The sequence below is a fragment of the Flavobacterium pectinovorum genome (assembly GCF_006438875.1).
Lineage (GTDB): Bacteria > Bacteroidota > Bacteroidia > Flavobacteriales > Flavobacteriaceae > Flavobacterium > Flavobacterium pectinovorum_A.
The window spans coordinates 1-14679 of sequence record NZ_RCZH01000014.1; the positions used below are offsets into that span (position 1 = coordinate 1).

General features: G+C 38.5%; 3 protein-coding genes. All 3 read right to left on the reverse strand.

The genetic code is table 11. The annotated features are described in order from the left end of the window. A partial coding sequence (locus tag EAH81_RS19205) for a beta strand repeat-containing protein (RefSeq protein WP_410501112.1) occupies window positions 1-4317 on the reverse strand: 4317 nt, incomplete at its 3' end. Between the two features lie 481 nt (window positions 4318-4798). Further along, complete coding sequence (locus tag EAH81_RS19210; protein WP_140510192.1) at window positions 4799-10198, reverse strand: T9SS sorting signal type C domain-containing protein; 5400 nt, start codon at window positions 10196-10198, stop codon at window positions 4799-4801. A gap of 599 nt (window positions 10199-10797) precedes the next feature. Continuing rightward, window positions 10798-14661, reverse strand: a complete 3864-nt coding sequence (locus EAH81_RS19215) for a T9SS sorting signal type C domain-containing protein (RefSeq protein ID WP_241676597.1) — start codon at window positions 14659-14661, stop codon at window positions 10798-10800. Window positions 14662-14679 lie beyond the last annotated feature (18 nt).

A 14679-nucleotide genomic window follows, 5' to 3' on the forward strand; every position in this document is an offset into this window, starting at 1 on the left:
ACCTGTTCCGGCTGTAGCAGTAAACACCAATTGTCCTGCGCCAGTGGTGCAGAAAGGTCCGTTGGCAGACAAGCTTCCTTGTGGTAATGGATTAACCGTTATTGTTGCCGTGCCTCCAGTAAAACCGGAACTTCTGATACAAGTCGTATTTGTATCGGTAACAGAAACTAAGGTATAAGTTGTCGTGCTTAAAACCGGGGTAACCGATGTTGCAAAAGCTGTCCCGCTGACTACACTATTTGCGGTACGATTTGCTGTTCCATCATTGTAAATTACGGTATAAGATCCTGTTCCGGCTGTAGCAGTAAAGACCAATTGTCCCGCGCCAGTGGTGCAAAAAGGTCCATTGGCTGACAAACTTCCTTGTGGTATTGGGTTGACGGTTATAGTTGCTGAACTTGTTGTGAAACCGGAACTTCTGATACAAGTGGTATTGGTATCGGTAACCGAAACTAACGTATAAGTTGTCGTGCTTAAAACCGGGGTAACCGATGTTGTAAAAGGTGTCCCGCTGACGACACTGTTTGCGGTACGATTTGCGGTTCCGTCATTGTAAATTACGGTATAAGGCCCTGTTCCGGATGTAGCAGTAAAGACCAATTGTCCGGCACCAGTGGTGCAAAAAGGTCCATTCGCTGACAAACTTCCTTGAGGTATTGGGTTGACGGTTATAGTTGCTGAACTTGTTGTGAAACCGGAACTTCTGATACAAGTAGTATTGGTATCGGTAACCGAAACTAAAGTATAAGTGGTCGTGCTTAAAACCGGGTTAATCGCTGTTGCAAAAGCTGTCCCACTAACTACACTGTTTGCGGTACGATTTGCTGTTCCATCATTGTAAATTACGGTATAAGGACCTGTGCCGGCTGTAGCAGTAAAGACCAATTGTCCGGCACCAGTGGTGCAAAAAGGTCCATTGGCAGATAAGCTTCCTTGTGGTAATGGGTTTACAGTTATTGTTGCTGTATTTCCTGTAAAACCGGAACTTCTTACACAAGTGGTATTGGTGTCGGTAACTGAAACTAAGGTATAAGTTGTCGTGCTTAAAACCGGGGTAATCGCTGTTGCAAATGCTGTCCCGCTAACTACACTGTTTGCTGTACGATTTGCTGTTCCGTCATTGTAAATTACGGTATAAGGTCCTGTTCCAGCTGTAGCTGTAAAGACCAATTGTCCTGCGCCAGTGGTGCAAAAAGGTCCGTTGGCAGACAAGCTTCCTTGTGGTAATGGATTTACGGTTATTGTTGCAGTTCCTGTGGTGAAACCGGAACTTCTTACACAAGTGGTATTGGTGTCTGTAACCGAAACTAAGGTATAAGTGGTCGTGCTTAAAACCGGGGTAACCGATGTTGTAAAAGGTGTCCCGCTGACGACACTATTTGCGGTACGATTTGCGGTTCCGTCATTGTAAATTACGGTATAAGGCCCTGTTCCGGATGTAGCAGTAAACACCAATTGTCCGGCGCCAGTGGTGCAAAAAGGTCCATTCGCTGACAAACTTCCTTGTGGTAATGGGTTGACGGTTATTGTTGCTGCACTTCCCGTAAAACCGGAACTTCTGATACAAGTCGTATTTGTATCGGTAACCGAAACTAACGTATAAGTTGTCGTGCTTAAAACCGGGGTAACCGATGTTGCAAATGCTGTCCCGCTGACTACACTATTTGCGGTACGATTTGCTGTTCCGTCATTGTAAATTACGGTATAAGGACCTGTTCCGGCTGTAGCAGTAAACACCAATTGTCCTGCGCCAGTGGTGCAGAAAGGTCCGTTGGCAGACAAGCTTCCTTGTGGTAATGGATTAACCGTTATTGTTGCCGTGCCTCCAGTAAAACCGGAACTTCTGATACAAGTCGTATTTGTATCGGTAACAGAAACTAAGGTATAAGTTGTCGTGCTTAAAACCGGGGTAACCGATGTTGCAAATGCTGTCCCGCTGACTACACTATTTGCAGTGCGATTTGCTGTTCCGTCATTGTAAACTATGGTATAAGGACCTGTTCCAGCTGTAGCAGTAAAGACCAATTGTCCCGCGCCAGTTGTGCAGAAAGGTCCATTCGCTGACAAGCTTCCTTGTGGTAGCGGTCGAACAGTTATTGTTGCCGTGCCTCCGGTAAAACCGGAACTTCTGATACAAGTAGTATTGGTGTCGGTAACTGAAACTAAGGTGTAAGTGGTCGTGCTTAAAACTGGGGTAATCGCTGTTGCAAATGCTGTTCCGCTGACTACACTATTTGCGGTGCGATTTGCTGTTCCGTCATTATAAACTATGGTATAAGGACCTGTGCCGACTGTAGCAGTAAATACTAATTGTCCGGCGCCAGTGGCACAAAAAGGTCCATTGGCAGACAAACTTCCTTGTGGTATTGGGTTGACGGTTATAGTTGCTGAACTTGTTGTGAAACCGGAACTTCTGATACAAGTAGTATTGGTATCGGTAACCGAAACTAAAGTATAAGTTGTTGTGCTTAAAACTGGGGTAATCGCTGTTGCAAAAGCTGTCCCGCTTACTACACTGTTTGCTGTACGATTTGCTGTTCCATCATTGTAAATTATGGTATAAGGTCCTGTGCCCGCTGTAGCAGTAAAGACCAATTGTCCCGCGCCAGTGGTGCAAAAAGGTCCATTGGCAGATAAGCTTCCTTGTGGTAATGGGTTTACAGTTATTGTTGCTGTATTTCCTGTAAAACCGGAACTTCTTACACAAGTGGTATTGGTGTCTGTAACCGAAACTAAGGTATAAGTTGTCGTGCTTAAAACTGGGGTAATCGCTGTTGCAAATGCTGTCCCGCTAACTACACTGTTTGCTGTACGATTTGCTGTTCCGTCATTGTAAATTACGGTATAAGGTCCTGTTCCAGCTGTAGCAGTAAAGACCAATTGTCCCGCGCCAGTGGTGCAAAAAGGGCCATTGGCAGTCAAGCTTCCTTGTGGCAAAGGGTTAACGGTTACAGTAGTTGCCGCAGAGTTTGATGCAGTACACGTACCGCTTTGTACCACTGCTCTAAATTGTGTAGTTTGAGTAAGTGCCCCTGATGTATATGTTGTAATTCCTGCTGTACTTGCGATAGGTATCCACGTTGAAAACGGAGTTACGGAAGATTCCCATCTTACAACTGAACCTACATTTCCTGTTAATGATAAAAGTGCACTTGTTGCTCCATTGCAAATTGTAGTACCGCCACCAACTGATCCTTGTACTGTTGCTGGTGAAATTGTTACGTTTGTTGTAATTCCAGAAATAGGAGAAACACAAACTCCGGAGGTTAAGGCTGTAACTGCAATTGAACTAGTACCGGCAGTTGTTAAACCACTAGCTGTAAAAGTTCCTGTACCTGCTGTGCTAACTGTCATTGTTGCGAGCAATCCCGTAGCTGCCGGAGTACCGCGACTATATGTTACGGTATAAATACCAACAGGTAAAGATGCCGCACTGGCTGTTACTGTAACTAATGATGTTGGTGATGTGATACAAACATTCGCTGCCGATATTCCTGTAATATTATAAATGGGACAAGTATAAGTGACAATCACTTGTCCGTGGGCACCTGTACCACCCAACTGTGGGGAACTTAGTGCAGTTTGCAATCCACCACTACCGCCACCGCCAGGTGCTCCTCCGGTATTTCCTGGTCCGGTACCTAATAATAATGTAGAAAGAGCCGCCCCTCCAATACCTCCGCCAGTACCACCTGCATTTCCTCCAGCACCAGATGTAAGCGTTATACCTAGTACAATAGTATTTCCACTTCCTCCCGCTAAACCTGAGGCTGTTGAAATTGAACCAATTGAAGCACTCCCTAATCCGCCTGCTCCACCAGATGGTGTACCGCCTGCTGTATTGGCTGTACCACCTCCTCCACCAACCGCTAAAATAACTGCTTCAAAACCTTGTACTGTTGAGCTGCCTCCTGTTGTTCCTGTAGCCGTTGTTCCTGTATTTGCTGCAGCGACTTTAATATTTAAAGGTGTTCCTGATAATGGATTAACTGTTATAAGACCATGTGCATATGCTGCACCGCCTCCTCCGCCTGCGCTTCTTCCGTTAAGTAAACCAGAATTACCCGCACCACCACCGGCACCACCGGCACCCCATGCCTGAATATCCATACTAGAAATTCCTGCCGGAATTACTACTGTGCCATCGGCTGTAAATATATGTGGTGGTTGAGCCCATAATGACGTACACACAAAAGATAAAACTAAAATTAGTTTAAACTTTGTAAGCACAAGTCTTTTTTTATTTTGCTCATTTAGAAACAGACATTCCATTTGAAATGGAAGAAAAATCAAAAAACTAAGTAAGATTTTTTTCATAAGAAGGCTTTTAAACAATTAAAAAACAAATCCTTAATTAAATTAAGAATCCTTTTAAAAATTTTTAAATACCATATAAGCGAAACAGGAGCGCTAAAAAACGCTCTGAAACCCAGAAAGAAATGTAGAAATAAACGTTAAGTACTTTTTTGTTTATTTAATGGTATTTAAAATTAACAATCAGTATTTAGGCGAATAAAAAACTAAAAAAATGATTTTAGTTTTAAGAGGTAGGCAATAAAATGGTAGTACAACTGGCTTTTATGTATGTTCGTCGACGAAAACCTACAACAAGGTACGATTTTATTTACATCGTAAAAACATTTTAACTTAAAGAATTGTATTTTAACATAATGAATCGCTAATATCTTGTTTTAGGAAAAGTATGTTAATATTAAGAAAATAAGCAGGTTACAGTAGCACGCAAAAAAAATCCATTCCTAAAAAAGGAATGGATTCTTGATTTTTTAAAATATTTAAGTTAAAATATAATCTTTCCGGAGGTCGAATATCCATTATCTAAAACAATCTTAAACAACAAAACCTGATTTCCGGATTGCAAATTTGAGATCACCAATTCGGTATTTGTTATTTTATTTTTATGATAAATCATTTTTCCCGAAACATCAAAAAGTACCACTTCTCTAAGTGCTTCTTTGCTTGAGGTTACTTTTATAATTTTATCTTTTACAGCAACACGAATATCATTTGCAATATTATCAAAGTCTCCTGTTCCAAGGGTTTTCTTAGTATAAGCAATTGTAAAACGATCGACAAAAGTTCCTATCGCAGTTGTAAAGGTATAATTGCTTGTCTTTAAATCTGTGAGAATACCTGTCGTTTTATCTTCTAAATAAATGGGCTGACTATTAAATAAACCGTCAACGTGATCGATTGCAATAGTAAAGTCACCTGCAACTGTTGTTTTATATCCTAACGGAATGCGATCTGTATCTTGAAATGGCAGAGCACGCCCCTGAACGGTTAATTTTTGCCCTTCATTAATACTGTAAAAGTCTACAAAACTATTGCTGTTCATTGTAGTCGCATCATAATTTACATCCCAACTATTTGATGCTCCTTCGATATAACCTACTAAAGCCTGTTTGAAAGCTCCCTGCGTATTAGTAAAATTCAACCATAAACGGTTTTTTTCTATGGATCTTGTTTTTATTGTTTTAAAAAATTGATCGTTGTTTCCGCCTATTCGCATGTCGTTTGTGAACTTAACCATTCCTGGTCCTGAAGCCAGCATAAAGAATGACTGGCAAGCCGCTATTTTGGGTGTTGGTGGCGGTTCAAATGTTCCGTCAGGCAATCTCGCCCCTGTTGCAATGGATCCGGACAAACTAAAAACTGCATAATCATTAGCCGTATAATCGTACGTACCACCTGTCGATGGTGTATTGCTTGGAGGAGAATTGTGTGTCCAAAAATATAGTGCTCCAACATCTACAGATGGTGTAGCGAGATGATTACTATTAATCAATTCCTCTGCATCTATTGCTGATGGATATGGATTTCCTATCAAACTCCATTTTGTAGCATAAATTTGAACCGAATAATCTCCATTATTCGGAACACCTGTAAAAACTGCAGGATAAACTACAGCATTAGTAATTGAAAAAGTTTGTGGCGCTCTTATTGTATAACCTACAGCAGGAACCATTACCCGTGTTCCGTTTAAACTAATATCCCAAGCAGATGCTTGTGAATTATAGCTGTTGTACTTGTCTAATAATGTATTTGGTGACAAGTCATGAAGCGTATAAGGCTGAACGCTGTTTGTTATTGGTGTTGACCAATATGTAAAGTCGTAACGACGAACAGGTTCTGTATCTCTGTGATAAATAATGTTTCCTGTATTGACAGCATTTGTTGTTTGTACTAAACTGGCATTATTCTCAAATATCAGATTGGTTCCAACTGCAGAATCAACATTTAGTGCATTTTCAATTGTTAAAGTATGTCCTGATTTTATTGTCACATTTTTTCCGGAATCAACTTTACAGGAACATACCTTCAAATCTCCTGTTGATTGGTAATCCGCAGCAAATTCAATCGCGTCCGTAGCTATGGGAGTACCTCCTTTTGACCAAACTGTTCCGCCCCAAATATTTGTAACAGGTGCTTTAACCTCCAAACTTATAGTTGGTGACGAAGGACAATTGACACCATCTTCTATTGTAAAAATATAATTCCCGGGTATTAAATTAGAAATTGTATAACTGGTTCCCGATGCCGAATACGTTTTGAATACCGTACCGTTTTGAGTAATAATCCATGTTGGTGTAGAAAGTAAACCGCTTAACAGGATACTTCCGGTTGGATTACTACAGGTAGGTTGTATAATTGTTCCGGATATTGGCGTTGCTGGCAAAGGATTAACGGTTATAGTTCCGGTAGCATTAACAACCCCGCAACCTCCGGATAACGGAATACTATAATGAAAGGTTCCCGATTGTGTTGGTGTTCCACTTATTGTTATTGTATTGGATGCCCAATTTGCAGAAACTCCTGTTGGCAAATTAACTGTCGTTCCTATTCCCGTTGCTCCGTTGGTGGTATGAGTAATACTTGGCATTAGGGTCGAAGAACAGATTGTTGGAGATATTGATGCTGCTCCAACTGTGTTCAGATTTACAACAATTGTTCCAATTGCTTTGATTAAACTGCAACCTCCTGTTAATGGAATAGTATAATTAAAGGTTCCGGATTGTGTTGGAGTACCACTTATAGTAATTGTATTGGATGCCCAACTTGCAGAAACTCCCGTTGGAAGATTTACCGGTGCATTAATTCCCGTTGCTCCGGTAGTGGTATGTGTAATATTGGGCATCAGAGTATTTATACACAATATGGGAGATGAAGAAGCTGCAGTAACTGTATTTTCTGCGCTTACAATAACCGGATAAATATCTGTTACTGTATACGGAAGAGAACAAGATGGTGAAGCGGTTACAGTCATTGTCAATGTGACTTGTTTTCCGGCATCTGCAGGAGCGGCTGTATATGTAGGAGTTAATGTTGTCGCTCCTGCGGAAATTATTCCGGCTCCATCATGTGTCCACAAAATAGTTCCGTTTGAAGCATTTGCCTCACCCGAAGCCAATGTGACCGATCCGTTTGAACAAGTGCTTTTCGAACCGGAAATAGATACCGTAGGAGCCGCTTGGATATTGATCGTATATGATGCCGTTGCAATTTGGGGTTGACAAGAGTTAATACTTGTAACCGTCATGGTTAAAATAACCGTTCTCGCAGCTCCACCCAAAGCAGGAGTATAGGTGGGCGTCAATGAAGTATCATTTGTCAATGTACCTGCGCCACCGCTAAAAGTCCATTTTATAGTTCCATTTGTCGCAGATGCACCTGTTACGGTTACGGATTGATTAGAACATATTGTTGTACTTCCTCCTGCAACTGCAGTTGGCAACCCTTCGATAGTCACCACTGATGCCGAAGAATTTGCACTTGTACATCCTCCGGAATTAACCGCTTTAACCGTGTAACTACCGGCTGCGGCAGCAAATATAATTGTTCCGGTTTCTCCCGTAGACCAAATATAAGTATATGCAGCGTTAGGAGAATTTACAGAAAGATTTACACCGTCTGTCTGACAAATTGTAGTCGCCGATGGTGAAATAGAAGGAATTCCAGGGACAGTTAATGTCGCAGAACTTATTACTAAAGAAGATGTACTCGTACCACAATTATTTGTTGCTCGAATTCTATAGTAATAGGTAGTATTTGTTGATAATCCCGTAATGTTTTTTGTTAGTACATTACCAACATTCAAATTATTATAAAGAGCTAATATGTTACTATTAAAATTAGCTCCTGTTTGGGTCGAAACATCAATTATGTAACTTGTCGCACGACTGGCCACTGACCAATTTGCTGTAAATTGAGTGCAAGTTTGTCCTGTTCCTGCATTGGCTGTAGGAATGCTGGGAGTTCCTGTACCTCCATTTGTAGTACCATAAAGAATCACCGATGAATTAGCACTTGTACCACAAGTATTGGTAGCTCTGACTCTGTAATAATAGGTTGTACTGGCATTTAGTCCCGTTACATCAAAACTCAGTACATTTCCAACATTTAAACCATTATATGCTGTCAATATATTTGAGTTGAAAGCGCCGCCTGTTTGAGTCGAAACATCTATAATATAACTTGTTGCTCTTAGAGCTGCGGACCAATTTGCTGTAAATTGAGAACATGTCTGACCTGTACCTGCATTAGCAGTTGGAGTTGCAGGAATTCCCGCAGCTGCATTCACTGAAGTACTATAAGTTATAACAGACGAACTTGCGCTGGTTGCACAACTGTTTGCCGCTCTAACTCTATAGTAATAATTCGTATTAACAGATAATCCCGTTATATCTTTTGTTGTGACATTTCCAACGTTTAAATTATTGTAGCTTCCCAATATATTAGCATTAAAATTGGCGCCTGTTTGCGTTGAAACATCAATTATGTAACTTGTTGCATTGGATACTGATCCCCAATTTGCTGTAATTTGTGAGCATGTTTTTCCAGAACCAGCCAATGCGTTTGGCACGGTCGGAGCTACCGTCGTTGCGTATGTTATAACATTAGAATTAGCACTGACACAAGTTCCATTATAAGCTCTCACTCTATAATAATAAGTATCATTTACCAAACCAGTTACGTTAAACGTAAGTACATTTCCAACATTACGTGCACTAAAACCTGTAACAAAAGTGGCAAAAGTATTGTCTGTAGAAACATCTAATTCGTAATAAGCTGCTCCCGACACTGCTTGCCAATTAGCCGTAATCTGAGTACAGGTTGCGCCTGTACCTGCCAAAGCTACCGGAGCAGTTCCTGATGAATTTACTATAACTGTTGCTAAATTATTTATTGTAATTGGTGAAGTACAATTTTCAGAAGCCACAGTACTTGATCCTGATGTTAAACCTGTGACCTTTACAAACTTGGAACCAACAGCTGTAAAACCACTGGCGATAAAAGTTCCTGTACCCGCTGTTGCAACGCTCATTGCTGCAGGCGTTTGTGCTACTCCTTGTATTTCATAAGAAACTTTATATAGACCCATAGGCAAATTACCTGTCAGAGTAATTTCAGAAGAGCTTCCGGAACAAACATTTACTGCAGATGCGGTCGTACCCGATAAACTATAAGTGGGACAATTATAAGAAATTATTATTTTTCCATCTCCCCCATCTCCTCCCTTTTGACTGGATTGGAACAAAGAAGATCTACCTCCGCTACCGCCACCTCCCGGTGCATTACCAGCATTACCAACAGCTGTAACAAAAGCACCTGTAATTGCTATACCTCCTGTTCCTCCACCATTGGCTGCATTTCCACCAGCTCCTGAGCTAATAACGGATCCGGTATCATCAGTGAAACCGAATTCTCCCGCAAGACCCGGAGCTCCTGCAATAATTGTTGTCCCGACAGATGCTGCAATAGCTCCTCCAAGACCTCCTACAGGATTGTTCCCATTATTTAAAAGACCTGCTTTACCGCCATCTGCTTTAAGCGCAAATCCTGTTATGGCAGAGAAACCTCCGGAATTTCCATTTGCACCTGAAACTCCTTTTCCTCCGGCTCCAACGACCACCGTCAACAAAGCTCCTGAAGTTATGGTTAAAGAATTACTTGCAAATGCACCAGCTCCTCCTCCGGAACCACCTCTTGCACCATTAAAACCAGGATTAGTCGAGCTGCCTCCAGCCCCACCGGATCCCCAAGCCTTTACATCAATTAAAGTTATTCCTGCAGGACTAACAAATGTTTGTGAACCGGCAACCGAAAATGTAGTTGTAGTTTGTGCATAGAAAAAAACAGGGAAACAAACCAATAACGGAATAAGTAAAGATTTTTTCATATTATGGCGTTTTAAATCATTAAAAAATCAGATTCAGATGAAAATCATTTTTAAACTATTTAAATACCGCAATTTCGAATCAGAACAATAAAAAGTTCTCGAAAAATTCCTCTAAAAAAGAAATGACTACGACATACTTTTTTGTTTATTTAATGTGGTATTTAAATGAAACAATCAGTATTTTTAAGCAGGTAGAAGGGCAATAAAAAAGGATAATCTTTTTACATTTTTAATACTTTTGAAAGCAATTTCGGCAAAATGTAATGGTATAAATCATTGTAAAAAAGGGTACTAACAATTTACAAAATATTAATTAACTAACTATAAAACAGCTAATTATAATTCAATTCCTACTAATTTTTAAGTAATTTCTCATAAAGATATTTTTTTAATGCAGTTCATCATTTAAATAATGTAACTCATCCAAATAAATAAAATCCTTATTCTGACTTTTTACGGCTTAATTCCCTTATTTGAAAAAAGTGAGGGCAATTTAATCTCAAAAAACGTCTAAGAATGAGTTAAACTCAAAATTATTGCACAAAAAAATCCACTTGTAAGCAAACAAATGGATCTTAAATATTTTGAAAAACATCTTCTTAAAACGGAACTTTTTTTGTCATCGAATGCCCATTTTCCAAAGTCACTTTTACAAGTAAAATTTGACGTCCTGAAAACACATTTTGAATAGATAATTTAGCAGAGTCAATTTTATCTTTTTTATAAATCGTTTTTCCCGAAATATCAAAAACAGCAACTTCACTAATATTCTGATCAGCAGCAGTAATAAAAATCGCTTTATCTTTTTTCCAAATTACAACATCATTATTTCTATACTCAAAATTATCAACGCCTAATTTTTTATTATTATTAGTAAACCTCAAGATAAAACGATCATTAAAAGTGCCTTTTAGCGCATTAAACTGATATGGAGATTCGTTTAAATTATGAATAGTTTTCAAATCGGTATCTTCTATAAAAACATCTATTTCTTCAAAAACTGCATCTTTATGGTCAATGCTAAAATTAAAATTACCTTCGATTCCTGCTTTAAAACCTAAAACAATAGAATCCTTTTCTGTAAAAGGCAAAGCTCGTCCCTGGATTACAAGTTTCTTGTTTTCGATAATACTATAAAAATCTATAAATTGATTTCCGTTCAAATTCTCCGCATCATAATTATCATCAAGTCCGTTTGTCGCTCCTTTTATATAACCTAGCAGGATTTGTTTAAAAGCACCATCATTATTTCTCAGATTCAGCCAAATTCTGTGTTTTTCGACTTTGCTTTCACTTGGGACTTTATAATTATTTGCAGGTTTAAAAAAACTTGAATTTTTACCAATAATTCTCATTTGGTTTGTAAAGGCAGCAATTCCTAAATCTTTACTTTGTAGAAAAAAAGATTGTCCCGCTGCAATTGTCCCTTTTGGCTCAGTATTATTAATACCTAAATTTGTTGCAGCAGTTCCAACACCTCCAAGCAAATTATAAGTAGCATAATCGTCAGCTGTGTATTTATAATTGGTTATAGGTGTATTGTGCGTCCAGAAATAAAGCGCTCCTTTTATTTTTAAAGTATTATTAGTCAAAAAAATGTTTGCATCAACCGCCGACGGATAAGGGTTTCCAACTAAGTTATAACTGCCAGTCCCACCTAAATTAACTTCAATTTTTCCATTGTTTGGAATTCCTTTAAAAGTAGCTTCAAAAACAGATCGCTCCGTAATAGAAAAGTCCTGTGGCGCTCTAATAATATATCCTTTTCCAACAATCATACTATGTGAAGGTTGTTCAATCTTCCAGCTTTTTGTTAAGCTATCATACGATTCATATTTATCAATTAAAGTATTTGGAGAAACATCGATCAGTTTTTGATTTTCGACAGGAGAAGACCAATACGTAAAATCATATCTCCCGACTGGGTTTGTCTTTCTCTTAAAATGAATGATTCCGGTATTTATCATATCATCATCTGATTGATATAAACTCGCAGAATCTTCTAATACTAAAGTTCCTAAACCTAAATACGAAAATTCAATCCCAAAAGTATTTCCATTTAAGAGTGTTACAGTTTTCCCCTCGTCAATAGAACAACTGCAAACATTTGTCGTGGTCAAAGAAGGAAAGCTTTCTTTAAAAAACACTTCTTTTCCTCCCGACGGAAGTCCGTTATCCCAGGAAGTGCCATTCCAGGTTGTTGAATCCAGACAGAGTTTCAAACGCGCAATTCTATGTTTGGAAATCCCTGAAACCGAATTAAAGTTTCCTCCAATTAATAGTCTGTAATCCGATGTAAAACTCATCGTAAAAAGGGTATTATTTAATGGAGCATTAAAAGAATTATCATAACTTCCTGTTTTTAACAATCGTATTAAGCGTTGAGAAAGTAGATTTTTATACGTTCCGGAGAAAGTTCCTCCAACTAAAATTCTGTCATCCGGCTGAACTAAAATACTCCGAACTTCTCCTTTACTAAAACCAATATCTGATTCAAATGTTGTGTCTAAATCTCCATTAGAATTTAGCCGAAGAATTCGTTTTTGCGAGACTCCATTATACGTTAAAAAAGAACCTCCAACAATTATTTTTCCATCAGATTGTAGTGCGATTGCATATACATTTTTATCAAAACCATTACCAATATTAAAACCGAAATCAATACTTCCGTTTGAATTCAATCGGACCAAACGACCAAAAGTATTTCCATTAAAACTATTAAATCTTCCCGCTGCCAAAATTTTTCCGTCAGGCTGAATTAAAACAGCTTCAATAATAGCATCAGCACCAAGACCAGCATTAAAACTATTATCGCGAGAACCATCTGATAATAATCTAACTATTCTTCCCGCGCCTGTTGAACCATTATACGTAGTAAAATTTCCGGCTACGATTACTTTTCCATCTAACTGAATTGCCATTGCATATATTTGGCTATTGAATCCTGAACCAATATTAAAGGTATTATCAAGGGTTCCATCAGGAAATATTCGAACAATCCGATTGGTAAGAACATCATTATATTTTGTAAAATTTCCTCCAACTACAATTTTTCCATCTGATTGTAATACGGCTGATTTAATGAGGTTATTTGCTCCGGATTTACCGGAATTAAAGGATGGATCAGAAAATCCATTTTCTAAAAGTCTGACAATTCTAAAAGCGGAATTACCATTAAACCTGGTAAAATTTCCAAAGATCATTGCTTTACTATTTTCTAATGGCAAAATCCTTAAAACTGAATTATCAAAACCAACTCGTGCTGACAAATAACTGCTATCTTGTTCTCCATCTGAAGCAACTTTTACCAATCGCCCTTGATTTTGTCCATCAAAAGTTAAAAAAGAACCTCCTATATACCAAGATCCATCTAAATCATTGGTTAATGCAAAAACAGAAGCTGAACCCGGTCCTGAACCCATATCAAAATCTGTTTTTAAAGTTCCATCAGGATTTAAAAGAAATACTCTATTAATATCATCTCCATTATATGAACCTGTAAAAGATCCTCCTACCATTATTTGTCCCAAAGAATTTGTCTTAATTATTTGCACAACGCCTCCGTTTATGCCGGAACCGGAAAGAAAACTATTGTCTATACTACCGTTTTCATTTATGCGAATAATTCTATTTGCGGTAACGTCATTATATGTTGTAAAACTTCCGCCCAGTATAATTTTTCCATCATCCTGAACCGCTATAGCATTCACATCATCGTTAAAACCAGTTCCTATATTAAAAGTTGTGTCTGTACTTCCGTCAGGATTTAAACGGGCAATTTTATTGATCAGAACCCCATTAAATGAGGTGAAATTTCCCGAGATCAGAATTTTTCCGTTTGGCAAAACTCTGGCATTTGTGATAATTACAGACGAACCTATACCCGTAATAAAAGTTGAATCTAAGGCTCCATTGGACAGCAAACGTGCAATTCTGTTTACAGTAACATTGTTGTATTTTGCAAAACTCCCGACAATAATAATTTTACCATCTGATTGTGGGCAAATATTATAAATAATACCTGTTGACGCTCCTATAGAGGTAGTGAATGTATTATCAGGTGTTCCGTCTTCATTTAAGCGAATAAGTCTTCCTGAACTATTATCATTATAAGATGTAAAACTACCTCCAACTATTATTTTTCCGTCAGGCTGAATGAGCGTTGTATATATTTTACCATTAAATCCTGTTCCTGCAGCAAAACTTTCGTCTATTGTGCCATCAGGTTTTAATCGGGTTAGGTAAGCGCTTGGTATTCCGTTAAGGCTTAAATAATCTCCTCCAACGATAAGATTTTCATTTGACTGCAACGACAAAGTCCGAATTGTATTGTCGAAACCATCTCCACTTAATCCATTATCAAATGTGTTAAAAGCAATATCCACTTTACCCTGTTGCGCATAAAGGTGTGGGCTAAATGTTGAACTAATTAAAATTAAGGAGCATACTATCTTTCTAATCAAAATCTAAAATTTCAGGTT

What these genes read in the sequence shown, in the direction of transcription:
- EAH81_RS19210 (WP_140510192.1), bottom strand. Translation starts at nt 10,198, where the DNA reads ATGAAAAAATCTTTACTTATTCCGTTATTGGTTTGTTTCCCTGTTTTT.